Source organism: Sphingomonas sp. PP-CE-3A-406 (assembly GCF_003688625.1).
Lineage (GTDB): Bacteria > Pseudomonadota > Alphaproteobacteria > Sphingomonadales > Sphingomonadaceae > Sphingomonas.
The window spans coordinates 495,496-519,193 of sequence record NZ_RCWY01000001.1 but is presented as its reverse complement, the minus strand read 5'-3'; the positions used below and the strand labels follow the sequence as shown (position 1 = coordinate 519,193).

The 23,698-nt window shown below is 65.8% G+C and carries 25 protein-coding genes; 15 read left to right on the top strand and 10 right to left on the bottom strand.

The window, feature by feature from the left end; translation table 11 throughout:
* The first annotated feature begins 20 nt into the window (after positions 1–20).
* The 3 genes from C8J44_RS02130 to C8J44_RS02120 all read left to right on the top strand — a co-directional run bounded on the left by C8J44_RS02130 (position 21) and on the right by C8J44_RS02120 (position 1,480).
* Positions 21–467, top strand: a complete 447-nt coding sequence (locus C8J44_RS02130) for a DNA polymerase III subunit chi (RefSeq protein WP_121903179.1) — start codon at positions 21–23, stop codon at positions 465–467.
* A 72-nt stretch (positions 468–539) separates the two neighbouring features.
* Positions 540–962, top strand: a complete 423-nt coding sequence (gene ndk / locus C8J44_RS02125) for a nucleoside-diphosphate kinase (RefSeq protein WP_031393391.1) — start codon at positions 540–542, stop codon at positions 960–962.
* Positions 962–1,480 (top strand): GNAT family N-acetyltransferase, encoded by a 519-nt coding sequence (locus tag C8J44_RS02120; RefSeq protein ID WP_121903178.1) that lies wholly within the window; start codon positions 962–964, stop codon positions 1,478–1,480. The genes ndk and C8J44_RS02120 overlap by 1 nt, the downstream gene beginning before the upstream one ends.
* Before the next feature lie 163 nt (positions 1,481–1,643).
* Here C8J44_RS02120 and C8J44_RS02115 read toward each other — a convergent pair whose 3' ends face one another.
* Genes C8J44_RS02115 through purM form a run of 4 tightly spaced genes read right to left on the bottom strand, consistent with a single transcriptional unit; the run spans position 1,644 to position 4,288 of the window.
* Positions 1,644–2,249, bottom strand: coding sequence for a hypothetical protein (locus C8J44_RS02115; RefSeq protein ID WP_121903177.1), 606 nt, complete (start codon positions 2,247–2,249; stop codon positions 1,644–1,646).
* Complete coding sequence (locus tag C8J44_RS02110) at positions 2,246–2,611, bottom strand: MmcQ/YjbR family DNA-binding protein (protein ID WP_121903176.1); 366 nt, start codon at positions 2,609–2,611, stop codon at positions 2,246–2,248. The genes C8J44_RS02115 and C8J44_RS02110 overlap by 4 nt, the downstream gene beginning before the upstream one ends.
* Entirely contained in the window at positions 2,608–3,180 is a 573-nt protein-coding gene (gene purN, locus C8J44_RS02105; protein ID WP_121903175.1) for a phosphoribosylglycinamide formyltransferase, read from the bottom strand. Before purN ends, C8J44_RS02110 begins: the two co-directional genes overlap by 4 nt.
* Complete coding sequence (gene purM / locus C8J44_RS02100) at positions 3,173–4,288, bottom strand: phosphoribosylformylglycinamidine cyclo-ligase (RefSeq protein WP_121903785.1); 1,116 nt, start codon at positions 4,286–4,288, stop codon at positions 3,173–3,175. Before purM ends, purN begins: the two co-directional genes overlap by 8 nt.
* On the opposite strand from purM, the gene C8J44_RS02095 reads away from it, so the two are divergent.
* The 4 genes from C8J44_RS02095 to C8J44_RS02080 are packed head-to-tail and all read left to right on the top strand — an operon-like array spanning position 4,287 to position 9,943.
* Entirely contained in the window at positions 4,287–5,597 is a 1,311-nt protein-coding gene (locus tag C8J44_RS02095; RefSeq protein WP_404969171.1) for a heavy-metal-associated domain-containing protein, read from the top strand. The genes purM and C8J44_RS02095 overlap by 2 nt on opposite strands.
* 11 nt (positions 5,598–5,608) lie before the next feature.
* Positions 5,609–6,253, top strand: coding sequence for an HdaA/DnaA family protein (locus C8J44_RS02090; protein ID WP_121903784.1), 645 nt, complete (start codon positions 5,609–5,611; stop codon positions 6,251–6,253).
* Positions 6,254–6,269: 16 nt separating this feature from the next.
* The gene (locus C8J44_RS02085) at positions 6,270–8,435 is read left to right on the top strand and encodes an RNA degradosome polyphosphate kinase (RefSeq protein WP_056481892.1); all 2,166 of its coding nucleotides are present in this window, start codon (positions 6,270–6,272) and stop codon (positions 8,433–8,435) included.
* Entirely contained in the window at positions 8,432–9,943 is a 1,512-nt protein-coding gene (locus C8J44_RS02080; protein ID WP_121903173.1) for a Ppx/GppA family phosphatase, read from the top strand. The genes C8J44_RS02085 and C8J44_RS02080 overlap by 4 nt, the downstream gene beginning before the upstream one ends.
* A gap of 37 nt (positions 9,944–9,980) precedes the next feature.
* On the opposite strand, the gene C8J44_RS02075 is transcribed toward C8J44_RS02080, so the two are convergent.
* A complete protein-coding gene (locus C8J44_RS02075) occupies positions 9,981–10,277 on the bottom strand; it encodes an I78 family peptidase inhibitor (RefSeq protein ID WP_121903172.1) in 297 nt (98 codons plus the stop codon).
* Complete coding sequence (gene rnd, locus C8J44_RS02070) at positions 10,274–11,449, bottom strand: ribonuclease D (protein ID WP_120300231.1); 1,176 nt, start codon at positions 11,447–11,449, stop codon at positions 10,274–10,276. Before rnd ends, C8J44_RS02075 begins: the two co-directional genes overlap by 4 nt.
* A gap of 91 nt (positions 11,450–11,540) precedes the next feature.
* On the opposite strand from rnd, the gene aspS reads away from it, so the two are divergent.
* From aspS to C8J44_RS02055, 3 genes are all read left to right on the top strand, one after another.
* The gene (gene aspS / locus C8J44_RS02065; RefSeq protein WP_183128675.1) at positions 11,541–13,379 is read left to right on the top strand and encodes an aspartate--tRNA ligase; all 1,839 of its coding nucleotides are present in this window, start codon (positions 11,541–11,543) and stop codon (positions 13,377–13,379) included.
* Positions 13,380–13,595: 216 nt separating this feature from the next.
* Entirely contained in the window at positions 13,596–14,996 is a 1,401-nt protein-coding gene (locus C8J44_RS02060) for an APC family permease (protein ID WP_121903171.1), read from the top strand.
* Positions 14,993–15,769: a polyphosphate kinase 2 family protein gene (locus C8J44_RS02055; RefSeq protein WP_121903170.1), complete on the top strand. Its 777-nt coding sequence runs from the start codon at positions 14,993–14,995 to the stop codon at positions 15,767–15,769. The genes C8J44_RS02060 and C8J44_RS02055 overlap by 4 nt, the downstream gene beginning before the upstream one ends.
* 4 nt (positions 15,770–15,773) lie before the next feature.
* On the opposite strand, the gene C8J44_RS02050 is transcribed toward C8J44_RS02055, so the two are convergent.
* On the bottom strand, positions 15,774–16,415 hold the full coding sequence (locus tag C8J44_RS02050) for a carbonic anhydrase (RefSeq protein WP_056048883.1): 642 nt from the start codon (positions 16,413–16,415) through the stop codon (positions 15,774–15,776).
* A gap of 174 nt (positions 16,416–16,589) precedes the next feature.
* Here C8J44_RS02050 and lipA point away from each other — a divergent pair, with 174 nt between their 5' ends.
* On the top strand, positions 16,590–17,516 hold the full coding sequence (gene lipA, locus C8J44_RS02045) for a lipoyl synthase (protein WP_121903169.1): 927 nt from the start codon (positions 16,590–16,592) through the stop codon (positions 17,514–17,516).
* Positions 17,516–17,989: a type II toxin-antitoxin system RatA family toxin gene (locus C8J44_RS02040; RefSeq protein WP_121903168.1), complete on the top strand. Its 474-nt coding sequence runs from the start codon at positions 17,516–17,518 to the stop codon at positions 17,987–17,989. Before lipA ends, C8J44_RS02040 begins: the two co-directional genes overlap by 1 nt.
* Here C8J44_RS02040 and C8J44_RS02035 read toward each other — a convergent pair.
* From C8J44_RS02035 to C8J44_RS02025, 3 genes are read right to left on the bottom strand one after another with little or no spacing between them, the layout of a single operon-like run.
* Complete coding sequence (locus tag C8J44_RS02035) at positions 17,935–18,450, bottom strand: CinA family protein (protein WP_121903167.1); 516 nt, start codon at positions 18,448–18,450, stop codon at positions 17,935–17,937. The genes C8J44_RS02040 and C8J44_RS02035 overlap by 55 nt on opposite strands.
* On the bottom strand, positions 18,450–18,974 hold the full coding sequence (locus C8J44_RS02030; RefSeq protein WP_183128674.1) for a hypothetical protein: 525 nt from the start codon (positions 18,972–18,974) through the stop codon (positions 18,450–18,452). The genes C8J44_RS02035 and C8J44_RS02030 overlap by 1 nt, the downstream gene beginning before the upstream one ends.
* Positions 18,971–20,119, bottom strand: coding sequence for a bifunctional 2-C-methyl-D-erythritol 4-phosphate cytidylyltransferase/2-C-methyl-D-erythritol 2,4-cyclodiphosphate synthase (locus C8J44_RS02025; RefSeq protein ID WP_121903166.1), 1,149 nt, complete (start codon positions 20,117–20,119; stop codon positions 18,971–18,973). The genes C8J44_RS02030 and C8J44_RS02025 overlap by 4 nt, the downstream gene beginning before the upstream one ends.
* A 91-nt stretch (positions 20,120–20,210) precedes the next feature.
* Here C8J44_RS02025 and dusB point away from each other — a divergent pair, with 91 nt between their 5' ends.
* From dusB to ntrC, 3 genes are read left to right on the top strand one after another with little or no spacing between them, the layout of a single operon-like run.
* Complete coding sequence (dusB, locus tag C8J44_RS02020; protein ID WP_121903165.1) at positions 20,211–21,209, top strand: tRNA dihydrouridine synthase DusB; 999 nt, start codon at positions 20,211–20,213, stop codon at positions 21,207–21,209.
* Positions 21,210–21,243: 34 nt separating this feature from the next.
* Complete coding sequence (locus C8J44_RS02015) at positions 21,244–22,260, top strand: nitrogen regulation protein NR(II) (RefSeq protein WP_259466666.1); 1,017 nt, start codon at positions 21,244–21,246, stop codon at positions 22,258–22,260.
* Entirely contained in the window at positions 22,257–23,681 is a 1,425-nt protein-coding gene (gene ntrC, locus C8J44_RS02010; protein ID WP_121903163.1) for a nitrogen regulation protein NR(I), read from the top strand. The genes C8J44_RS02015 and ntrC overlap by 4 nt, the downstream gene beginning before the upstream one ends.
* The last annotated feature ends 17 nt before the right edge of the window (positions 23,682–23,698 follow it).

Below are 23,698 nucleotides of genomic sequence, written 5' to 3'. Positions count from 1 at the left end.
TTTGTTAGGGCGAGGAAACTATGCAAGTCGATTTCTACCACCAAACCAGCCCCCTAGACCGCGTCCTCCCACGCATAGCCGAGCGCGTCGTCCAAACCGGCGGCCGCCTCCTGATAGTCGCCGAACCCGAAGAACAGCGCGTCGCGCTCGACCGCTTGCTCTGGTCCTACGCTCCCGAGAGCTTCCTACCCCACGCCCAGGTCGGCAGCAACGACGACACCGCCCAACCCATTCTAATCGCTCAAAATATTCCAGAAACCGCCCCCGCCAACGCCGCCCGCAACGTCGCGGTGGTAGACGGACGTTGGCGTGACCTTATCCTAACTTTTGACCGAGCCTTCCACATCTTCGACGACGAAGCCATCCGCGAAGCCCGCCTCGCCTGGAAGGCGCTAGCCGACCACGACGACGTCGAGCGTCGCTACTGGAAGCAGAACGACTCCGGCCGCTGGGAAAAGGCCGCATAGGTTGCTTTAGCCGCGTGCCCCGCCTAAGCGCCGCGCATCCAACTACCGTCAACACAGGAGCCCGTGACCATCATGGCCGCGAACCGTACCTTTTCGATCATCAAGCCCGACGCAACCCGCCGCAACCTGACCGGTGCGGTCACCAAGATGCTTGAGGAAGCCGGCCTGCGCGTCGTCGCTTCGAAGCGCATCCAAATGACCCGCGAGCAGGCCGAGGGCTTCTACGCGGTCCACAAGGAGCGTCCGTTCTTCGGTGAGCTCGTCTCGTTCATGATCTCGGGCCCGGTCGTCGTCCAGGTTCTCGAAGGCGAGAACGCGATGCAGCGTAACCGCGACATCATGGGCGCGACCAACCCCGCCAACGCAGAGCCCGGCACAATCCGCAAGGAACTCGCCGAGTCGATCGAAGCCAACTCGGTCCACGGTTCGGATTCGGACGAGAACGCCGAGATCGAGATCGCCTATTTCTTCAAGCCCGAAGAAATCGTCGGCTGATGACCTGGCGGCTGCGACGGGCTGAGCCGGGCGATGCGCCCGCGCTATCGCTCGTCGCATCCGCCACGTTCCTCGACACCTACGCGACCGTGCTGACGGGGGCGGATATCGTCGCCCACTGCACAATGAAGAACAGCATCGCCATGTTCGAGACGTGGCTGTCCGATCCCGCGACGATCGTGACGCTGGCCGAGTACGAGCCCGGCCATGCGCCGATCGGCTACACGGTGCTGACCGCGCCGGACTTCCCGATCGAACCCGGCCCTGCGGACATCGAACTCCGCCGCATCTATCTCCTGAAGCAGGCCCAAGGCTCAGGCCTGGGCGCCGCCCTGATGGCCCGCGCATTCGAAGACGCCGCCGCGGCAGGCCGAACCCGCGTCCTACTAGGCGTATGGGACCAGAACACCCGCGCCCGAGCCTTCTACGAACGCCAGGGCTTCAAGGTAATCGGCGCCCGCCAGTTCATAGTCGGCACCACGCTCCACGACGACCCGGTCTACGCGCGAGCGGTGTGAGTTTCCCCGGCGAAAGCTCCGCGTTGCATAGCATCACTACCACCCCGGCGAAGGCCGGGGCCCAATTGGAAAGGTCGCAGTAACGGAACGCTGCCCTCCGTTAGCAACGTTCCCCAATTGGACCCCGGGCTCCGCCGGGGTGGTGCCGTTTAGAGGTAGGCAATCAAGTCGCCGGCTTCTCTTTCGCCCAGATGGCATCGAGCTTCGCCTGATCGCCGCCACGCTGGCGAACCCGTAGTCCCTCAAGCTTCATCGCGCGACCGCGCAACATCCGCCCCTCGGTCTTCCAGATCACATCATAGATCCCGCTCGCAGACCGCGTCGTATCCCCATCGAAATACTGCACGCTGACCAGCACCGGCAGCCGCCCCGCACGATCATCAGACCCACCATCGGTAAGCTTCAGCAACGGCGCCGAAAACCACGCCCCATCGATAATCGGCTCGGCCGGCGGCCGCTGCGGCGAGACGCCCAGCGCACGGGGGAAGGTGATCGTCACGTCCTGCAGGTCATGCCGCGCATCCTTCAGCAACAGCGTGTTACCGCCATCCTGCACGATCGCCGACAGATCGATCTTCGTCCGCTCGCGCGCCGCACTGGACTGCGCGGCGATCTTGTCCGCCTCGTTTGCGCGGTGATCCGACCAGTTGGTCCACAGCGTCAGCGCCGCAATCAGCACGCCCGCAACCGCCACGACCTCCGCAAGCGTCACCCAACGCCGCCGCGTCGCCGCAGCCTCGCGCCGTTCGGTCGGAGTCTCGGTACTCATCGCCCACCAGCCTCCAGCAAACGGGCAGGGGCCGCCAGTTCCCAACTGCGCGCGATCCGGTCCTCGACCAGCGCCCAGTCGGGATCGCCCGCAACATTCATCCCGACCCAGCCCGTCGCGGCAAGGTACGCCGGCCGCGAATACACGGCCGGGTTCGCCTCGACGAGCGTCGCCTGTTCATCGGTGCCGCTGGTCTTCACGCACACCATTGTCAGTCCATCGCCGTGATGATCCGCCCGGAACTGCGCGAACTGCTTGTCGGCCACGAAGAAGGTCGGCTGGCCATGTGAAACCTTCTCTTCGGTCTCGGGCAACGCCAAAGCCGCCACACGAACGCGGTCGAGGGGGGACAGATCGGTCATCGCGTCACGAACTCCGCCAAGGTCTTAGGGTACAAAGCATGTTCGGCCGCCAGAACGCGACGCGCAAGCGCATCCGCATCGTCGCCTGCAAGGATAGGCACCTCGGCCTGCCCCAGCACCACGCCGCCATCGAGCTCCTCGGTCACGACATGCACCGAGCACCCGCCGACCGCATCGCCCGCCGCGATCGCTCGTGCATGCGTATCGAGGCCCTTGTACTTGGGCAGCAGCGACGGATGGATGTTCACGATCCGATCCCGCCACGCCGCCACGAACCCATCCGACAGCAACCGCATATACCCGGCGAGCGCAACGACCTCGACACTAGCCTCGCGCAACGCCGCGTCGATCGCCGCCTCATAGGCCGGCTTCCCCAGACCTTTGGGCGAGAGCGCGAACGTCGCCACACCTTCCGACCGTGCCCATTCGAGCCCGGCCGCATCCGGCTTGTCCGAAGCGACCAGAGCGATCTCGTATGGACACCCCGCCGCACGCGACGCTTCTACCAGCGCCATCATGTTCGATCCGCGCCCCGAGATCAGCACGCCGACCCGCGTCTTTTCAGCCATGCGCCGCGGTCCAGTCCTCGCGCGCGCTCCACGTACCCGCCGACCCACGCACCGTGCAGCCATGCGCACCGGTCTCGATCCGCCCGATCGTGAACACCGTCTCGTCCGCCGCTTCGAGCGCCGCGGTCACCGCCTCGGCCTCGTCGGCACTCACCATTACGACCATGCCGATCCCACAGTTGAACGTGCGCGCCATCTCCTCCGGCTCGATCGCACCTTGAGCCTGCAGGAACGCCATCAACCGCGACTGCTCCCAGGCATCCGCATCGACCACCGCATGCACGCCCTCGGGCAGCACGCGCGGGATGTTCTCGAGCAGGCCGCCGCCGGTGATATGCGCCAGCCCCTTGATCCGCCGCTCGCGCAGCAACGGCAGCAGGCTCGCGACATAAATGCGAGTCGGCGCCATGAGATGATCGATCAGCAACTTGTCTTGGTCGAACAGCGCAGGACGATCGAGCTTCCAACCGCGATCGGTGGCAAGCCGCCGAACCAACGAGAACCCGTTCGAATGTACGCCCGACGACGCCAACCCGAGCATCACGTCGCCCGCCGCGATCTCGCGCCCGGTCAGCACGTTGGTCCGCTCGACCGCGCCGACGCAGAAGCCCGCCAAATCGTAATCGCCATCTGCATACATGCCCGGCATCTCGGCGGTCTCGCCCCCGATCAGCGCACAGCCGGCGGTCTTGCAACCTTCCGCAATCGAGGCGACGACGCGCTCGGCGACTGCCGCATCGAGCTTCCCGCTCGCATAATAATCCAAGAAAAACAGCGGCTCGGCACCCTGCACGATCAGATCGTTGACGCACATCGCGACGAGGTCGACGCCGACACCCTCATGCCGGTCCCATTCGATCGCCAGCTTCAGCTTGGTGCCCACGCCGTCGTTCGCCGCGACCAGCAACGGATCGACGAACCCGGCCGCCTTGAGGTCGAACATCCCGCCAAAGCCACCAAGATCGGCATCCGCCCCCGGCCTACGCGTCGAGCGCGCGAGCGGCGCGATCGCCCGCACCAGCGCATTGCCCGCGGCGATCGAAACGCCCGCCTGAGCGTAGGTGTAAGGGCCCGAAGCGGGAGCGGCGGAGTCTGGCGTATCGGTCATGATCGGTGCTGCTAGCCACATCGCGCTTGGATTTCCACGTCTGCTTCGCCAAAAGGCCCGCGTGACGCGTATCAAAGCCCTTCCTGCCGCCCTCGCCGGCGCTGCCCTGCTATTGAGCGGCGGCACAGTGCTCGCGCAGATCGAAGGCGGCAACCGAGGCGCAGCCCCGGTCGACAGCGGCAGCGCGTACGAGGTCAGCGGCGTGACGGTCGACGTCGCGGGCAAGACCGCCGACGCTGCGCGCTATAGCGGCTGGCGGCTCGCACAGCGCAAAGCCTGGGTGCAATTGTCGAACCGGCTCGGCGGTGGTGGCGGTCTAGTCTCCGATGGCACGCTCGATTCGCTCGTCTCCGGGATCGTCGTGGAGAACGAACAGATCGGCCCGCAGCGTTACATCGCCAAGCTCGGCGTGCTGTTCGATCGCGGCCGCGCCGGCTCGATCCTCGGCATCTCGACCTATGCCGATCGTTCGCAGCCGATGCTGACGATCCCGATCCAGTATTCGGGCGGCGTCGGCCAGGCGTTCGAGCAGAGCACGCAGTGGCAGCAGGCCTGGGCGCGCTATCGCACCGGCAACAGCAGCATCGACTATGTCCGCCCATCAGGCTCCGGCCCCGATGCGCTCCTGCTAAACGTCGGCCAGATGCAGCGCCCCGGCCGCGGCTGGTGGCGGACGATCCTCGACCAATATGGCGCGAGCGACGTGCTCACCCCGGTCGTGAAACTGTATCGCCAATGGCCCGGCGGCCCGGTGATAGGCGTGTTCGAAGCGCGCCATGGCCCCGACAACGACCTGATCGGCAGCTTCACGCTGCGAGTCGGTACGCCCGACGGCATCGCGCAATTGCTCGACACCGGCGTGAAGCGGATCGACGACCTGTACCAGCAGGCCCGCCGCAACGGTTCGCTCCGCGTCGACTACAGCCTCTCGCCCCCGCCGCCGCCCGAAGCCGCAACGATAGACGATCTGCCGACCGACGAGACCGCGGACGCCAATACCGCAGCGCTGACCGGCGGCGAAGGCATCTCCGTCATCGTCCAGTTCGACACGCCCGCAGCCACGGCTGTATCCTCGACCGAAGCCGCACTCCGCGCGATCCCCGGTGTCCGCTCGGCGGCAACGACCAGCCTTGCACTCGGCGGCGTCTCGCTGATGCGCGTCGCGTACGATGGCGACCCTGCGGCGCTGAAGACCGCGCTCGAAGCCCGAGGCTACCAGGTATTCGGCTCCGGCCAGACGATCCGCATTCGCCGGGTCGCCCAACTTCTTCCGCCGGACTTGCCCGCGGACAATGCGACGACAGGGTGAGCGCGACCAAGATGACTCAAATTGCGCTGCCACTCGGGTGGCCGGCGGACCCTCGCGACGACGCCTTCCTGGTTACCCCTTCCAACTCGCGGGCCGTCCACACGCTGGAGCATACGGGTACCTGGCCCGTCATGACTGCCATCCTCACTGGACCGCGCAAATCGGGTCGCAGCCTGCTCGCGCGGATCTTCGCGGCAAAGAGCGGCGGCACGATCATCGACGATGCCGAGCGCGTGCCCGAGGCGCAGCTGTTCCACGCCTGGAACCGCGCGCAGGAGGAGCACAGGCCGCTGCTGATCGTCGCCGACGCCGCGCCGCCCGAATGGAAGGTAAAGCTTCCAGACCTGCGCTCGCGCCTCGCCGCCAGCCCGATCGCGGCGATCGGCGCGCCCGACGACGAGCTCATGCGACTGCTGCTGGCGCATTTGTTCGAGCGCCGCAGCCTCGATGCCCGCCCCGATCTGATCGACTGGCTCGCGACCCGAATCGAGCGCAGTCATATTACCGTAACGCGAACCGTCGATGCGCTGGATCAGGAGGCGATGGAACGTCGCAAGCGCTTGTCCATTCCTCTTGCACGAACCACACTCACCGAGGCCGGGCTGATCCTCCGGCCGCAACTCGCTCTCGACCTCCCGCTCTTCACGCCACCATAAGCCCCCAAGAGGCCCGATGAACCGTCCAGCCCATATCGTCCGCCAATCGGAAGACGACGACGATCCCATCGGCGCAGAGCCGAACGACCGGTTTTTCAACCGCGAGCTGTCCTGGCTCGCGTTCAACCGGCGTGTGCTGGAGGAGGCTTGCAACCCCGCGCATCCGCTGCTCGAGCGGCTCCGCTTCCTGTCGATATCGGGGTCGAACCTCGACGAGTTCTTCATGGTCCGCGTCGCCGGTCTGAAGGGACAGCAGACGCAGGACGTCGACCGACGCTCGGCGGACGGCCTCACCGCGGGCCAGCAGCTGACGGCGATCGTCCGCGAGGCCGACGAACTGATGGCCAGCCAGCAAGCGGTATGGGGCGACCTGCGCGTGCTGCTCGACGAAGCAGGGCTGTTCGTGCTGCGGCGCGAGGCGGTCGAGGGCGAGGCCGACGAGTGGCTCGAAACGCATTTCCGCGATCAGATCTTCCCGATCCTGACACCGCAGGCGCTCGACCCCGCACATCCGTTCCCGTTCATCCCGAACCGCGGCCTGTCGGTGATCTTCGACCTTGTCCGCCGTTCGGATAACGAGCCGGTCCGCGAACTGGTCATGCTCCCTCACACGATGACGCGCTTCGTCCGCCTGCCTGGCGAGCCCGCACGCTACATCTCGATCGAATCGATCCTGAAGCGGTTCGCGCCGGTCCTGTTCCCGGGCTACGAAGTCCTCGCCGCCGCCAGCTTCCGCGTCCTGCGCGACAGCGACATGGAGATCGAGGAGGAAGCCGAGGATCTCGTCCGCTACTTCGCCAACGCGATCAAGCGCCGCCGCCGCGGCCGCGTGATCCGCCTCGAACTCGAAACCGGTATTCCCGACGTGCTGGCGGCTGTGCTCAAGGATGAGCTCGGTGGTGCGGACGCTATCATCACCGAGAGTGGTAACCTGCTTGGCATCGTCGACCTCGATGGGCTGGTCGACGAGGATCGCCCCGACTTGAAATTCCCGCCCTTTACGCCGCGCTTCCCCGAACGAATCCGCGAATTCGGCGGCGATTGCTTTGCGGCGATCAAGGCCAAGGACATCGTCGTTCACCACCCTTACGAGACGTTCGAAGTGGTGCTCGCCTTCCTCAAACAGGCGGCGAACGACCCCGATGTCGTCGCGATCAAGCAGACGCTCTACCGCGCCGGCAAGCAGCCAGCGGTCATCAACGCACTGATTACCGCCGCCGAGGCGGGCAAGTCCGTCACCGCGGTCGTCGAGCTGAAGGCGCGGTTCGACGAAGAGCAGAACATGGTCTGGGCCTCCGCCCTCGAGCGCGCTGGCGTGCAAGTCGTCTACGGTTTCATCGACTGGAAGACGCACGCGAAGGTATCGCTGGTGGTCCGCCGCGAAGGCCAGGCATTCCGCACCTACTGCCATTTCGGCACGGGCAATTATCACCCGGTCACCGCAAAGATCTACACCGATCTGAGCTTCTTCACCGCCGACGCCGCGGTCGGGCGCGATGCGGCGCAGATGTTCAACTACATCACCGGCTATGTCGAACCGACCGACATGGCGCGTGTCAGCCTGAGCCCGCGTGACCTTCGCCAGAACCTGATGAACCTGATCGACGTCGAGATCGCCAACGCGCGCGCCGGCAAGCCCGCGGGCGTCTGGGCGAAGATGAACTCGCTGGTCGACCCCGCGGTGATCGAGAAGCTGTACGAGGCGAGCGGGGCAGGGGTGGAGATCGATCTCATCATCCGCGGCATCTGCTGCCTGCGCCCCGGCGTGCCTGGGTTGTCGGAGACGATCCGCGTAAAATCCGTGATCGGCCGGTTCCTCGAACACAGCCGTATCTGGGCGTTCGGCAATGGCAAGGCGCTCCCCAACGACGGTGCGAAGCTGTTCATCTCGTCTGCCGACTGGATGCCGCGCAACTTCGACCGCCGCGTCGAATATATGCTGCCGATCCTCAACCCGACCGTCCACGATCAGATCCTCGATCAAGTCATGGTCGCGAACCTGATCGACAACGAGCAGAGTTGGGAGCTAGGCCCCGACGGCGAATACAGTCGCGTCGATCCCGGCGACCGCCCGTTCAACCTGCATCGGTATTTCATGACGAATCCTTCGCTCTCCGGCCGCGGCGCTTCGCTCGCGACCAGCAATGCCGTGCCGACGCTATCGCTCCGTCGAAAACGATGAGCGTCACCAATATCCTGTTCGGTAATTCCCCGCCCAAGGCCGAGACCGACGATCATCCGCGTACGGGAATCATCGATATCGGCTCGAACTCGATCCGTCTGGTGGTCTACCAGGGGCCGCCGCGGCTCCCCGCGATCCGGTTCAATGAGAAGGTGTTGGCGGGGCTCGGGCGTGGGCTCGCCGCTACCGGCGCGATCGAGAAGTCCGCGCTGAAGACGGCACGCGTCGCGCTGGCGCGGTTCGCTGCGGTGGCGAAGGAAATGGAATGCTCGACGCTCCGCACGGTCGCGACCGCGGCGGTACGCGATGCGAAGAACGGCGGCGAACTCATTGCCGCGGCTGAACAACTTGGTCTAACCGTCGAAACGCTGTCGGGCGAGCAGGAAGCCAGCGCGGCCGGCTACGGTGTGCTGTCCGCTATCCCCGAAGCGGATGGCATCGTCGGCGATCTCGGTGGCGGCAGTCTCGAACTCGTCCGCGTCCGCCGCGGCAAGATCGAGGAACGCGTCTCGTTCCCGCTCGGCGTCCTCCGCATCGGCCCGATCCGGGCCAAGCGCGGCAAGGTGCTCGCCCGCTACGTGGCGCGACTAGTCCGCGAGGCCGGCTGGACTGCTAAGGGGCAGGGGCTTCCGCTCTATCTCGTCGGCGGATCGTGGCGCGCGCTGGCACGGCTCGACATGGAACTGTCGGACTATCCGCTGCCCATCATCCACCAATATTCGATGACCGCAGCGACGATCACCCGGCTCAGTCGGACGATCCCGCAGCTTTCCAAGCCGCGCCTGAAAGCAATTCCGGGGCTGTCGTCGGGCCGCACGGCAACGCTCGCCGACGCCGCGGCATTGCTCGGCGTGCTGATGCGCCAGCTCGGCAGCCGGACGACGATCGTATCCGCCTATGGCTTGCGCGAAGGCCTTCTCTACGAAGACCTGAAGCCCGCAGACCGAACGCTCGATCCGCTGATCGTCGCCGCCCGCGAAGAGGGTCGCCTGCTCGGCCGCTTCCCCGAGCACGGCGATCTCCTCGACCGCTGGATTGCACCGCTGTTCACCACCGAGCCACCCGCGATGGCCCGCATCCGTCACACGGCATGCCTGCTGGCCGACGTAGGTTGGCGCGCCAACCCCGAGTTCCGTGCCGAACGCGGCGTCGAGGTCGCGCTGCACGGCAACTGGGTCGCGATCGACGCACCGGGTCGCGGAATGCTGGCGCAGGCGCTCTACACGAGCCTAGGCGGCGATCTGGCGGCGGCAGACCCCGTAGGGCGACTGGCGACCCCGGCCGCGCTGAAGAGTGCTACGGTCTGGGGCATGGCGATGAGGCTAGGCCAGAGGATGAGCGGGGGCCTAGCCGGGCCATTGAAGCGCTCGCGTCTCGCCGACGACGGCGTATCGCTCACGCTGACGCTGCGTCCGGACGATCGCGGCCTATACGGCGAGGCAGTAGAGCGTCGCCACGCAGCGCTAGCCGCCGCCCTGGGACGCAAACCTTTAGTGGCTCTTGCCTAAATCCTCCCCCGCAGGGGGAGGATTTAAGCGAGCGAGTTTAGGCGCAAGTAAAGCGTTCGATCCGGCCCTTGGCGTCCACATAAACGTTCAGGCGATCGGCGCGGAAATCCATCGTCACCGCGGTATTCGGCGCGATCCAGCGGAGCGTGTGCGCACCCGACCGGGTCTGCATGACGTCCGCCCGAGCATCGCTAGCGCGCTTGCCCACGAGATCGCCGAGCGACGCTGGATTGCACGCCGCAGCAACCGGCGAAGCGGAAGGCGTCTCGCCGCGCATCTCGACCGGCGTGCACGCCGCCGAGGCAAGCAGTGCCGCAGCCAGAACGATCCTCATGCGGCATCCTCCGTACGGGTCATCTTCAGCTTCCCGCCGATCACTGCAAACGCTAGCCGTCCCTCGACCAGATCGAGCGCATCGCGGCCGAACTGATCGAACCGCCAGCCTTCGAGCATCGGCAGCCCGGTCCGCACACCCGCAGCCAGCGCTTCGAGCTCATCGGTCCGAGCGAGCAATTTCGACGCCACATCAATGTCTCGCGAGCGGATCTTGAGCAGCAGCTTGAGGAGATCCGCGACCAGCGAACCCTCCTTGCCAAGCCCAGGCTTGCGATCGTCGCGTGGCGGCAGTTCATCGTCGCCAAGCGGTTGCGCCCCCTCGATCGCTGCCATCAAACGGCCGCCGATGTCGTTGCCGGCCCAGGTCGCCGACAACCCACGCACCCGCGCCAAGTCCGCCTGCTTCTTCGGCGGATGGCCCGCCATGTCGCCGAGCGTCTCGTCCTTGACGATCCGCCCGCGCGGCAAATCCTTCGCCTGCGCCTCCAGTTCACGCCAGCGCGCGAGTGCCTTCAGACGGCCCAGCACCTCCGGCTTGCGCCCCGAGATCCGCACGCGCTTCCACGCCAGATCGGGATCGTTCGCATAATTCGCCGTATCCCCGAGCCGCTCCATCTCCTGATCGAGCCACACACCGCGCCCGGTCTTGCGCAACCGCTCCAGCATCTTCGGGAAGATCTTCGAAAGATGCGTGACGTCGCCGATCGCATATTCGATCTGCCGCGCATCGAGCGGCCTGCGCGCCCAGTCGGTAAACCTAGCACCCTTGTCGACCGCGATCCCGAGCCAGCTGTCGACGAGGTTCGAATAGCCGATCTGCTCGCCCTGTCCGAGCGCCATCGCCGCGACCTGCGTGTCGAACAGCGGGAAGGGGGTCTTGCCGGTCAGGTTGTAGACGATCTCGATGTCCTGCCCGCCGGCATGGACGACCTTCAGCACGTCGTGATTCTCGACGAGCAGGTCGAGCAGCGGCTTCAGGTCGATCCCCGGGGCCATTGGGTCGATCGCGGCGGCTTCCTTGTCGTCGGCGATCTGAATCAGGCAGAGTTCCGGGTAATAGGTGCTCTCGCGCATGAATTCGGTGTCGACGCACACATAGTCGGCGTCGGCCATGCGCGCGCACAGATTGGCGAGCGTGGCGCTGTCGGAGATAAGCGGGTGGATATGCATGAGGTTTCCATAGCGAGGGTCGCCGAGGTTGACAAAGGCGGGTGATGAAGGAAAGCGCGAGGTACCTGTTTATCGTCCGAGAAGACCCATCATGCACGCCTATCGCACCCACAACTGCGCCGCCCTCCGCCCCGAACAGGTCGGCGAAGAGGTCCGCGTCTCCGGCTGGGTCCACAAGAAGCGCGATCACGGCGACCTCGTCTTCATCGATCTGCGCGATCATTACGGCATCACGCAGATCGTCACCGACGTCAGCGGCCCGGTCTTCAAGGTCATCGAGGGTCTGAAGAGCGAAAGCGTCGTTACGATCACCGGCAAGGTCACCGCGCGTGCACCGGAAGCCGTCAACCCGAACCTGCCGACCGGCGGGATCGAGATCCGCGCGACCGCGGCCACCGTCCAGTCGATGGCCGGCGAGCTGCCGATGCCGGTCGCGGGCGAGGCCGAGTATCCCGAGGATATCCGCCTGCGCTATCGGTATCTCGATCTGCGTCGCGAGCGGCTCCACGCCAACATCATGCTTCGCAGCCAGGTGATCACGTCGCTGCGCAACCGCATGAATTCGCAGGGGTTCACCGAATTTCAGACGCCGATCCTGACCGCATCGTCGCCCGAGGGCGCGCGCGATTACCTGGTGCCGAGCCGCGTCCATCCGGGCAAGTTCTATGCGCTCCCGCAGGCGCCGCAGATGTTCAAGCAGCTGCTGATGGTTGCGGGCTTCGACCGTTATTTCCAGATCGCACCTTGCTTCCGCGACGAGGACGCACGCGCCGATCGCTCGCCGGGCGAGTTCTACCAACTCGATTTCGAGATGAGCTTCGTCACGCAGGACGACGTGTTCAATGCGATCGAGCCCGTCCTGCACGGCGTATTCGAGGAATTTGCAGACTGGCAGGGCCATTCTGGAGCAAAGGGGGGCCGTCAGGTCTCCGCGCTCCCGTTCAAGCGCATCCCCTACCGCGAATCGATGCTGAAATACGGCAGCGACAAGCCCGACCTGCGCAACCCGATCCTGATCCACGACGTCGGCCATCACTTCGTCGATTCGGGCTTCGGCCTGTTCGCGGGGATCGTCGCCGGCGGTGACGTGGTCCGCGCGATCCCCGCGCCGAACACCGCCGACAAGAGCCGAAAATTCTTCACCGACATGAACGACTGGGCGCGCGCCGAAGGGCATGCTGGGCTGGGTTACATCACGCAGAAGAACGGCGAGCTCGGCGGCCCGATCGCGAAGAACCACGGCGAGGAAGCCACCCGGAAGTTGATCGCCGAGATGGGCCTTGGCCCGAACGACGGCATCTTCTTCGCGGCAGGCAAGGAACTGCCCGCCTCGAAGCTCGCCGGCGCCGCGCGTGCGCGGATCGGCGCCGACCTCGGCCTGATCGACGAGAACCGGTTCGAGTTCTGCTGGATCGTCGACTTCCCGATGTTCGAATATGACGAGGACGCGAAGAAGGTCGACTTCAGCCACAACCCATTCTCGATGCCGCAGGGCGAGATGGACGCGCTGGAAAACAAGGATCCGCTCGATATCCTCGCCTATCAGTACGATATCGTCTGCAATGGCGTCGAGCTGTCGTCGGGCGCGATCCGGAACCATCGTCCGGAGATCATGTACAAGGCGTTCGAGATCGCCGGCTACACGCAATCCGACGTCGACACGAACTTCGCGGGCATGATCAACGCGTTCAAGGTCGGTGCACCGCCGCATGGCGGCTCGGCGCCGGGGATCGACCGGATGGTGATGTTGCTCGCGGGCGAACCGAACATCCGCGAGGTCGTGCTGTTCCCGATGAACCAGAAGGCCGAGGACCTGATGATGGGCGCGCCGAGCCCGGTCAGCGCCAAGCAGTTGAAGGAACTCAACATCCGGTTGACGGTGGATGGTCCGAAGGACGCGACGAAGGTGGTCGCGCCGAGCGCTGGGTAACTTCCCTCTGTCCCTCGCCCCTACGGGGAGAGGGAAGGAGGAGCCCCTTGGCGACGGGAGGGTAAGAGGAGGTTGGTTTGCGCCAACGTCCCCTTACCCTCCCACCCGCAAGGGCGGGCGGGCCCCTCCCTCTCCCCGAAGGGGCGAGGGAAAGACGTCCCACGCTTTACCCACCCCCTTGACCATGCAAATACCCCTACACAGTAAGGGGTTGGCATGCGCGATGATCAGATGACACCGGCGCCAAGCCTCGTGCGCAGTCTCGGCGTCACCGGCGTCCTGTTCCTCACCCTCTCCGTCGCGACCCCCGCATCGTCGGTGTTCGTCATCGTCCCCGGCATGCTTCAGATCGCCGGCACTGGCGCAGTCTGGGCGACGCTGATCGCCGGACTCGTCTGCGTCGCGACCGCATTCGTCTATGCGGAGCTCTCCTCCGCATGGCCGGTCGCGGGCGGCGAGTACGTTGCGGTCGCGCATACGCTCGGGCCGATGGCGGGGTTCGTCATGCTCGGCGTCAACGTCTTCAACAACCTGCTCTTCCCCCCGGTCGCAGGCCTGGGCGTCAGCGCGGTGCTCGGCACGCTGGTCCCCGGCCTGCCGCAGATCCCCATCGCGATCGCCGTGGTCGCAGGGTCGACGCTCGTCGCGATCCTTCAGATCCGCGTCAACGCCTGGCTCACCGGGCTCTTCCTGCTCGTCGAGATGCTGGCGATCGGCGCGGTCGTCTGGCTCGGGTTCGCCGATACCGTCCGCCCGTTCGGCGACCTGCTGCTCCACCCGGTGATGCCGCAAGGGGCCACTCTCGTCCCCGCGTCCGCCGCCTCGATCGGCCTCGCCACCTCGATCGCGATCTTCGCGCTCAACGGCTACGGCGCCGCGGTCTACTTCGGCGAGGAGATGCTCGACGCCCCCCGACTGATCGCGCGCGCGATCCTGGCCTCGCTCGCGCTAACGCTGTTGTTCGAAGGCATCCCGATCGTCGCGGTCCTGGTCGGCGCACCGGACCTTCACGCCACGCTCACCGCCAACGACCCGTTCGGCCTTCTCGTCACCCTCCGCAGCGGCACCACGACGGCAAACTGGATCTCGATCGGCGTGGTCGTCGCGATCGTCAACGCGGTGATCGCCTGCATCTTAGCCTGCGCGCGCTTCTTCTACGGCACTGCGCGCGACGGAAGCTGGGGGCGTCCGCTCGATCGCTGGATGACGCAGGTTCACCCGAAGTTCGGCTCGCCCTGGGTGGGCACGCTGCTGGTCGGCGGGTTCGGGAGCGTCGCGTGCTTCCTGCCGCTCCAGTTGCTGCTCGTGCTCAGCGGCACCGGCCTTGTCGCGATCTACGCGGGCATCTGCGTCGCGGCGATGGTTGGCAGGCGTACCGGCAGAACCGCCCACGCACCCTACCAGATGCCGCTCTACCCACTCGCTCCGGTCGTAACGCTGCTCGCGCTCGGCTATGTCTGCTGGACGAGCTGGCTCGATCTCGAGGAGGGCCGCCCCGGCCTAATCATGACGGCCGCACAGATCCTGCTGTCAATCGCCTATTATTGGTTCGTCCTGCGTCGTCGCGGCGCCTGGAACGTTCAGATCCCGACCCTTGCGACGGAGCGTGATGCATGACGATACACCTGGCCGACTACGAAGCCGGCGACGAGTACGATGGCAAGTACAAGCACGACCTTACCGCGCTGCAAAAGCGCCTCGAGCACATCCAGGTCGCGCACATCGTCGCGGGCAAAAGCGCGATCGTGATGTTCGAGGGCTGGGACGCCGCGGGCAAGGGCGGCATCATCCAGCGTCTCTCCGCCGAATGGGACCCGCGCAACTACAAGGTCTGGCCGATCTCGGCGCCGACCGCGGACGAGAAGGCACATCATTTTCTCTGGCGCTTCTGGAACCGTCTGCCCGCCAACGGCAACATCGCGGTGTTCGATCGCAGCTGGTACGGCCGCATGCTGGTCGAGCGTGTTGAGGGGTTCGCCAGCGAGACCGAATGGCGCCACGGCTATGACGAGATCAACGCGTTCGAGGCACAGCAGGTCGAGAGCGGTACTACCCTCATCAAGCTGTTCATCCACACCACGCAGAAGGAGCAGGACCGGCGATTGAAGGCGCGGCTCGACGATCCGTGGAAGCACTGGAAGACCGGGCTCGACGATTTCCACAACCGGTCGCGCCGTGAAGACTATCTGGAGGCGATGGCCGAGATGTTCGCGCGCACCGACACCGCGACCGCGCCCTGGACGGTGATCGACGGCAACGACAAGAAGGCGGCCCGAATCGCCGCGCTGACGCTGATCGCGGACCGCCTCGAAGCGGGGGTTTCGATGGTGCCGCCACCGCTCGACCCGAAGGTCAAGCGCGTGGCGGAGAAGGCGTTAGGCCTTCGCTGACGCGTCAGGCTTTCGCGGATTTGGCCTCTGGTGCATCGGCCTGGATGAACTCGTCGTCCGCGTTGAGCAGCAGCATCTGGCCCTTGTCGATGCCGAAATAGGCACCGCGGAGCGCCAGCGTGCCGGCGGCCTCGGCCCTTCTGACGAACGGGAAGGTGCGCAGATTGGCGATCGAGGTTCGAACGGACTCGAGTTCCATCTCACGGCCCGCCTGATCGCTGTCGCCATACTTGGCGATGACCTTCTCGCGCGCGCCGTCGAGCAAGCTCACCCAGTCAGACACGAAGCCGCCAGCGCCATGGTCCGCGTCGGCAAAGGCCTGCGTCAGCGCGGCCTTGCAGCCGCCGCACTTCTCATGGCCCATCACGACGATCTCTTCGACCTTCAGCTGCGTAACGGCGAACTCGATGGCCGCCGACACGCCGTGATGGCCGCCACCGGTCTCGTAGGGCGGGACCAGATTGGCGACGTTGCGGACGACGAACACCTCGCCGGGGAGCGTGTCGAAGATCTGCGCGGGTTCGACGCGGCTGTCGGAACACGCGATGATCATCACCTTCGGGCTCTGGCCTTCCTGCAGTTCCTTCCAGCGCTCGCGCTGCGCCTCCCAGGGGCCGTCCTTGAAGCGGTGATAGCCTTCGATCATTTCCGGAAAGTGAGTTGGCACGGTTAGCCTTCCATATCAGTTTGCGATGCAACATGAAAAACTTGTCATGTTGAAACTGGTTCCATGATTTTATCCGGTTCGTCCGATGGTTCCAACCCGCTGACGGTGTCCGCCGCCATTGTCTCGAAGGCAGGGCGGGGCTATCTGGCGTGCATGAACGACATGACCCCGATGGCTGCGCCGGTCCGTGCGCGCAAGCCCGACTGGATCCGCGTCAAGGCGCCGACCTCCGCTGGCTTCGCAAAGACGCGAGAGCTGATGCGCTCCAAAAGCCTCACGACTGTGTGCGAAGAGGCGGCGTGCCCGAACATCGGCGAATGCTGGTCGAAGAAGCACGCGACGGTCATGATCCTCGGCGACACCTGCACGCGGGCGTGCGCGTTCTGCAACGTCAAGACCGGCATGCCACGTGCCGTCGACCGCATGGAGCCGCAGAACGTCGCCGATGCGGCCGCGCAGATGGGGCTCAACCACATCGTCATCACCTCAGTCGATCGCGACGATCTTCCGGACGGTGGCGCGTCGCAGTTCGTGAAGGTGATCCAGGCCATTCGTGCGTCGAACCCGACGACGACGATCGAAATCCTCACGCCCGACTTTCGCAACAAGGCGCAGGCAGCAATCGAGTCGATTGTCGAGGCACGCCCCGACGTCTACAACCACAATCTCGAAACCGTCCCGCGGCTGTATCCAACGATCCGCCCGGGTGCGCGTTACTATGCGTCCCTGCGGCTGCTGGAGAGCGTGAAGAAGCATGATCCATCGATTTTCACCAAGTCGGGCGTGATGCTCGGGCTTGGCGAGGAGCGTCTGGAGATCCATCAGGTGATGGACGACATGCGCTGCGCCGATATCGATTTCCTGACGATGGGCCAGTATCTCCAGCCCACGCCGCGTCATGCCAAGGTCGCCGAGTTCGTGCCGCCCAAGGCGTTCGACGCCTATGCCTCGATCGCACGCGCCAAGGGCTTCCTGCTGGTCGCATCGTCGCCGCTGACGCGGTCGAGCTATCACGCGGGCGATGATTTCGACCGGTTGCGCGCGAACCGTGACGCCAAGCTGGGCGTCGCGCGCATCTGATGCCGAAGCATTCGGAAACGCGCCATTTGCCCTACACGCCGGAGCAGATGTTCGACCTAGTCGCCGATGTCGGTCGCTATGCTGAATTCCTGCCCTGGGTCAGCGCGATGCGGGTGCGCTCGAACAGCGATACGGAGACGCTCGCCGACATGATTGTCGGCTTTAAGGGCCTGCGCGAGACGTTCACGTCGCGCGTGCAGAAGGTCCGGCCCAGCGAACTCAACGTCGATTACGTTGACGGCCCGCTCAAGTATCTGCGCAACGAATGGCATTTCCGACCCGAGCCGCAGGGTTGCGCGGTCGACTTCACCGTCGACTTCGCGTTCAAGAACCGGATGTTCGAGATGATCGCCGGGCAGGTGTTCGGCGCTGCACTGCGAAAGATGATCGGCGCGTTCGAAACCCGCGCCGCCGAGCTTTACGGGGCCGCAGCGTCCGGCAGCAAGAGTTCGAGCGCGCACAACGCGGCCTGAAGCCGGATCCCGCCACGACCGAGATCGCCGAAGTCCTTGCGATCGGCGTGAACGTCGGATGGGTCACGGCCCTTTTCGGCGCGACCAAACACCACCGTGCCGACCGGCTTCTTGAGCGAACCACCCCCGGGCCCGGCGACGCCAGTGATAGCCACCGCGATATCTGCGCCCGACTGCTTGAGCGCGGCCTGCGCCATGCTCCACGCGACCGCGATCGAAACCGCGCCGAAGGTTTCGAGCACGTCCGAACTGATCTTCAGCACGCCGAGCTTGGCGGCGTTCGAATAGGTGACGAAACCAACCTCGAACACGTCCGAGGACCCGGGAATCTCGGTCAAAGCGGCGGCGACAAGTCCGCCGGTGCAGCTTTCGGCGACTGCCACCCGGCGGCCGATCGCGCGGTTCTGCTCGACCACTTTACGCGCGGCGTCGACCAGTTCGGCGGGAAGGATCGTATCCATCAGCGAGTCTCCACCGGGCAGAGCAGCATCGCCACCGCGGCGATATCACCGCTGCGCGACTTCTGGGATTTGAGGTACCGCAACGTCTCGACGACGATGCCCGCGGTGTTGCGCGGTGGCAAGGGCTGGAGCAGCGTCACCATCCGGTCGATCGTCCCGCAATCACGCGTCGCGATCCGCCCGACGATCTGCGGCACCAGCAACGTCGTCAGCAGCGGCCGCGCAAACTCCGAATCGAGCATCGCATCCACGGCAGGATCGCTGAGCTTGACGATCGCCGCGCGCGCCGCCGGCCAGGCGCGGTCGGACTCGACCTGATAGCGGTCGATCAGCGCGCTCGACTGCGACCGGATGAGGCTGGCGGCAGGAAGCTGTGCCGCGCAGACGCGCCCGGTCTCGCGGAGAATGTCGGGCATCGCGACGAGCGTCAGCGATTCGGCCTCAGGCCCGGTGATGCAGCGCTGTTGCGCGACGGCCGGGCTGGCAAGCAGCGCGACCGCGGCAAGCGCGGCGACGATCTTCAAAGCGACGATCCGGGCAAGCGAATGGTCGCGACCGCCTGCGCGGCAATACCCTCACCGCGCCCGGTGAAGCCGAGCCGTTCGGTCGTCGTCGCCTTGACGCTGACCCGGTCGAGCGCCAGCCCGAGCAAATCTGCGATCCGCGCGGTCATCGCCGCGCGGTGCGGGCCGATCTTTGGCGCCTCGCACATGATTGTCAGGTCGACGAAATCGATCCGGCCGCGCTTGTCGGCGATCAGCTTGGCGGCGTGCTGGAGGAATTGCGCGGAGTCGGCGCCCTTCCATTGCGGGTCGCTCGGCGGGAAATGCGTGCCGATATCGCCCGCCGCGATCGTGCCCAGCAACGCGTCGGTCAGCGCATGCAGCGCGACGTCGGCGTCGCTATGCCCCGACAGCCCCTTGTCGTGCGGGATCAGGATGCCGCCGAGCCAGAGCTCTTCGCCGGTTTCGAGCCGATGGACATCGAAGCCCATCGCGGTGCGGGTCTCGTAGGCGACACGCGCTTCGGCGGCCGCGAAATCTTCGGGGTGGGTGACTTTCTCGAGCATCGCCGAGCCCTGCACCAACGCGACGCCGACGCCAAGCCGTCGCACCATCTGCGCGTCGTCGGTCGCTTCTTCGTCCGCGGGCCAGACGGCATGCGCGGCGCGCAGCGCCTCCAACGCAAACGCCTGCGGAGTCTGCACCCGGTTGAGGTCCGCGCGGGGTACGATGTCGCCCAGCAGGACGCTGCCGCGCGCCAGCGTATCGGTCACCGGCAGCACCGGAACGGCCGCATCCCGAGTCTTCAAGGCGGCAACGAGCGAATCGATGACCGCATGCGACAGGAAGGGGCGGGCGGCGTCGTGGATCAATACGTGCGTCGCATCGCCGACCGCTGCTAGGCCGTTGGTGACCGACTCGCGCCGGGTCAGTCCGCCCACCACGATCGACGCGTCTTCCAGCGCTGCGATTGCCAAGGCCTGCTGCCCGTTTGCAATGACAACGATCGTTTCGGCGATCGCCGGATGCGTCACGAACGCGTCGTGCGAATAGGCGATCATCGGCTGACCAGCGATCAGCGCGAACTGCTTGGGAACCGATCCACCCGCGCGCGCGCCAGTTCCGGCGGCGACGATGATCGCGACGATACGCTGTGCTGATGCCATGTCTGCCACCTAGCGCGTCGCCCGTGCGCTAGCCAGCCTTGCCTGAATCGGCGGGGCAGGGTAGGGGGATGCCTCTTTTTCAGGCAAATCCATGCGTAATCTTGCCCCTATCCAGATCGGTCCCGTCCGGATCGAAAGCCCCGTCGTGCTCGCACCGATGACCGGCGTCACCGACATGCCGTTCCGTACGCTGGTGCGACGCTATGGCTCGGGCCTCAACGTCACCGAGATGGTGGCGAGCCAGGCGGCGATCCGCGAAACACGCCAGTCGTTGCAGAAGGCCGCGTGGGATCGGCTCGAGGAACCGGTATCGATGCAGCTGATCGGCTGCACGCCGTACGAGATGGGCGAGGCGGCCAAGCTTAGCCAGGATCGCGGCGCGGCGATCATCGACATCAACATGGGCTGCCCGGTGCGCAAGGTCGTCAACGGCGACGCGGGCTCGGCGCTGATGCGCGACACCAAGCTCGCCAGCGCGATCATCGAGGCAACGGTCAAGGCGGTCGACGTCCCGGTGACGCTCAAGATGCGTATGGGCTGGTGCCACGACAGCCTCAACGCGCCCGATCTCGCGCGCATCGCCGAAGACCTCGGCATCAAGCTGATCACCGTCCACGGCCGCACGCGTAACCAGATGTACAAGGGCAGCGCCGACTGGGGCTTCGTCCGCAAGGTCAAGGACGCGGTCACGGTCCCTGTGATCGTCAACGGCGACATCTGCACCATCGAGGACGCCGAAGCCGCGATGGATCAGTCCGGCGCGGATGGCCTGATGATCGGCCGGGGTTCCTATGGCCGCCCCTGGGTGCTCGGTCAGGTGATGGAGTGGTTCGCCACCGGTCGACGCATCGAGGATCCGTCGATCACCGAGCAATATGACGCGATCGCAGGCCATTACGAGGCGATGCTCGAACACTACGGGATCGAGACCGGCGTCAACATGGCGCGGAAACATATCGGCTGGTACACCAAGGGGCTGCCCGGTTCGGCGGAGTTCCGCAACAAGGTCAACCAAGTCCCTGATCCCAAGCAGGTCAAGGCGATGCTGGCCGAGTTCTACGCTCCCTGGCGCGAACTTGCAGCGGCCTGACACCCAATCCAGGGTGCGGCCAGGCTTTGCGGAGTTGTTCGCAGCACTCCCAGTCGCGGTCGTCGTCGTCGATCCAGGCCACCGCGTCGCGCATGCCAACGCACTCGCCGAGCAATTGCTGAACCTGTCCGAGCGGTTGATGATCGGCCAACCGCTCGATGCGATCATACCGCCGCCCGACGACCCGCGTAACCGCGACGGGCACGGGCTGGCCGTATACGACACCGAGATATCGACCGCACGCGGCGTGAAGATCCGCGTCGATTTCGCCGAGACGCAGATCGCCGACTATCCCGGTTGGCGAGCTATCACGCTCCACGCCGCGGCGACGTCTCGGCGACTGGGGCATTCAGCAGATCGTGCTGCCGGGGCGAGAGCGGCAGTCGGCGCGGCCGCGATGCTCGCCCACGAGATCAAGAACCCGCTATCGGGCATCCGCGGTGCCGCGCAGTTGCTCGGCGCAGGCGAACTCACCACGCTGATCGTCACCGAGGTCGATCGCATCGCCGCGTTGATCGACCGCATGCAGGACTTCAGCGACACGCGGCCGCTGCCGCTCGCCAGCGAGAATATCTATCCGCTGCTCGGCCACGCACGCCGGCTCGCGCTAGCAGGGTTCGCGCGCGGCATTGCGATCGAGGAACGCTTCGATCCCTCGCTCCCGCCGGCGCAGATCAACCGCGATGCCCTGCTCCAGATCGTCATAAACCTACTCAAGAACGCGCGCGAAGCCGTTAGAAACGAACGCGAACCGCGGCTCGTGATGACGACCGCTTACCGCCACGGCATCACCGTCAGCGCCGCGCCGGGCAAGCCGCGCGTGCCGCTGCCGATTGAGATCTGCATCTTCGACAACGGCCCCGGCGCGCCGGTCGACATTGCCGACCACCTGTTCGATCCGTTCGTGTCGGGTCGTCGCGAAGGGCAGGGGCTCGGTCTCGCGCTCGTCGACAAGCTCACTCGAGACATGGGCGGCATCGTCCAATACGCCCGGGAAGGTACGCCGGAAATGACCGTCCTCCGCCTGTTACTTCCGAGAGCGGCATCATGAGCACCGTCCTCGTCGTCGATGACGACGCCGCGATCCGCACCGTCGTCGCGCAGGCCCTCCGTCGCGCCGGCCATGACGTCACCGTCGCCGACAGCCTGGCGCAACTCGAACGCGCGCTCGCCCTGTCTCTGCCCGACGTCCTCATCACCGACGTCATCCTCCCCGACGGCGACGGCATCGATCACGTACGCAGCGTCGCCGCGCGCTTTCCGCTGCTGCCGATCATCGTCCTGTCGGCGCAGAACACGCTGACCACCGCGGTCCGCGCGGCCGAGGTCGGCGCGTACGAGTACCTCCCCAAGCCGTTCGACCTCGACGTGCTGACCAGCGCCGTAACGGGCGCACTCGCGCGCGGCGGCATGGTGTCGGAGGACGCGCTCCACGACGAGGACCGCGCGCTCCCGTTGATCGGGCGCTCGGCGGCGATGCAGGACGTGTACCGGATCATCGCGCGCGTCGTTTCGAATGACCTGACCGTGCTGATCTCGGGCGAATCGGGCACCGGCAAGGAACTCGTCGCACGCGCAATCCATGATCTGGGCCCTCGCAGCGCAGCCCCGTTCGTAGCGATCAACATGGCGGCGATCCCGCGCGAACTGATCGAGGCCGAGCTGTTCGGGCACGAACGCGGCGCCTTCACCGGCGCGGCAACGCGTAATGCGGGTCGGTTCGAGCAGGCGTCGGGTGGCACGCTGTTCCTCGACGAGATCGGCGACATGCCGATGGAAGCGCAGACTCGCCTCCTCCGCGTGCTCCAGTCGGGCGAGTTCACCAGCGTCGGTGGCGCGCGGACGATCCGCGTCGACGTTCGCATCGTCGCCGCCACCAATCGCGACTTGTCCGCGCAGGTCGCGACCGGCCAGTTCCGCGAAGACCTGTTCTACCGTCTGAACGTCGTGCCGATCGCGCTGCCCGCGCTACGCGAGCGCCGGCAGGACATCGCCTTGCTCGCGCGCCACTTCCTCGATCACGCCGCGATCCAGGGGTTGCCGCGCCGCCAGCTCGCTACCGACGCAATCACGGTGCTCGGTGCGCATGCATGGCCCGGCAACGTGCGCGAACTCGAAAATCTCATGCGCCGTCTCGCCGTTCTCGCCCGCGACGAAGTGATCGACGCCGAGGCGATCCGGACGATGCTCGGCACGCAGGTCGATGCGAGCGAGGCGCCCGATATCGACATCGCGCAGGCGGTCCGCGCGATGATCGAGCGGATCGCACGCCAGGATCCCGCTGCCCTTGACGATGGCACCCTGTACGACCGCGTGATCGGCGAAGTCGAACGGCCGTTGATCGAGGTGATGCTCGCGCGCCACGGGCAGAATCAGCTCCGCGCCGCCCGTGCGCTGGGGATCAATCGGAACACGCTCCGCAAGCGGCTCGACACGCTGGGGATCGATCTCGGCGGTGAATCGGTCGCCTGATTGCACCGAAACGGCAA

Bases quoted from the DNA above. Each gene is read 5' to 3' on its own strand.
- C8J44_RS02130 (WP_121903179.1), top strand. From the start codon at position 21: ATGCAAGTCGATTTCTACCACCAAACCAGCCCCCTAGACCGCGTCCTC.
- ndk (WP_031393391.1), top strand. From the start codon at position 540: ATGGCCGCGAACCGTACCTTTTCGATCATCAAGCCCGACGCAACCCGC.
- C8J44_RS02120 (WP_121903178.1), top strand. From the start codon at position 962: ATGACCTGGCGGCTGCGACGGGCTGAGCCGGGCGATGCGCCCGCGCTA.
- C8J44_RS02115 (WP_121903177.1), bottom strand. From the start codon at position 2,249: ATGAGTACCGAGACTCCGACCGAACGGCGCGAGGCTGCGGCGACGCGG.
- C8J44_RS02110 (WP_121903176.1), bottom strand. From the start codon at position 2,611: ATGACCGATCTGTCCCCCCTCGACCGCGTTCGTGTGGCGGCTTTGGCG.
- purN (WP_121903175.1), bottom strand. From the start codon at position 3,180: ATGGCTGAAAAGACGCGGGTCGGCGTGCTGATCTCGGGGCGCGGATCG.
- C8J44_RS02095 (WP_404969171.1), top strand. From the start codon at position 4,287: ATGATCGGTGCTGCTAGCCACATCGCGCTTGGATTTCCACGTCTGCTT.
- purM (WP_121903785.1), bottom strand. From the start codon at position 4,288: ATGACCGATACGCCAGACTCCGCCGCTCCCGCTTCGGGCCCTTACACC.
- C8J44_RS02090 (WP_121903784.1), top strand. From the start codon at position 5,609: ATGACTCAAATTGCGCTGCCACTCGGGTGGCCGGCGGACCCTCGCGAC.
- C8J44_RS02085 (WP_056481892.1), top strand. From the start codon at position 6,270: ATGAACCGTCCAGCCCATATCGTCCGCCAATCGGAAGACGACGACGAT.
- C8J44_RS02080 (WP_121903173.1), top strand. From the start codon at position 8,432: ATGAGCGTCACCAATATCCTGTTCGGTAATTCCCCGCCCAAGGCCGAG.
- C8J44_RS02075 (WP_121903172.1), bottom strand. From the start codon at position 10,277: ATGAGGATCGTTCTGGCTGCGGCACTGCTTGCCTCGGCGGCGTGCACG.
- rnd (WP_120300231.1), bottom strand. From the start codon at position 11,449: ATGCATATCCACCCGCTTATCTCCGACAGCGCCACGCTCGCCAATCTG.
- aspS (WP_183128675.1), top strand. From the start codon at position 11,541: ATGCACGCCTATCGCACCCACAACTGCGCCGCCCTCCGCCCCGAACAG.
- C8J44_RS02060 (WP_121903171.1), top strand. From the start codon at position 13,596: ATGCGCGATGATCAGATGACACCGGCGCCAAGCCTCGTGCGCAGTCTC.
- C8J44_RS02055 (WP_121903170.1), top strand. From the start codon at position 14,993: ATGACGATACACCTGGCCGACTACGAAGCCGGCGACGAGTACGATGGC.
- C8J44_RS02050 (WP_056048883.1), bottom strand. From the start codon at position 16,415: ATGATCGAAGGCTATCACCGCTTCAAGGACGGCCCCTGGGAGGCGCAG.
- lipA (WP_121903169.1), top strand. From the start codon at position 16,590: ATGAACGACATGACCCCGATGGCTGCGCCGGTCCGTGCGCGCAAGCCC.
- C8J44_RS02040 (WP_121903168.1), top strand. From the start codon at position 17,516: ATGCCGAAGCATTCGGAAACGCGCCATTTGCCCTACACGCCGGAGCAG.
- C8J44_RS02035 (WP_121903167.1), bottom strand. From the start codon at position 18,450: ATGGATACGATCCTTCCCGCCGAACTGGTCGACGCCGCGCGTAAAGTG.
- C8J44_RS02025 (WP_121903166.1), bottom strand. From the start codon at position 20,119: ATGGCATCAGCACAGCGTATCGTCGCGATCATCGTCGCCGCCGGAACT.
- dusB (WP_121903165.1), top strand. From the start codon at position 20,211: ATGCGTAATCTTGCCCCTATCCAGATCGGTCCCGTCCGGATCGAAAGC.
- ntrC (WP_121903163.1), top strand. From the start codon at position 22,257: ATGAGCACCGTCCTCGTCGTCGATGACGACGCCGCGATCCGCACCGTC.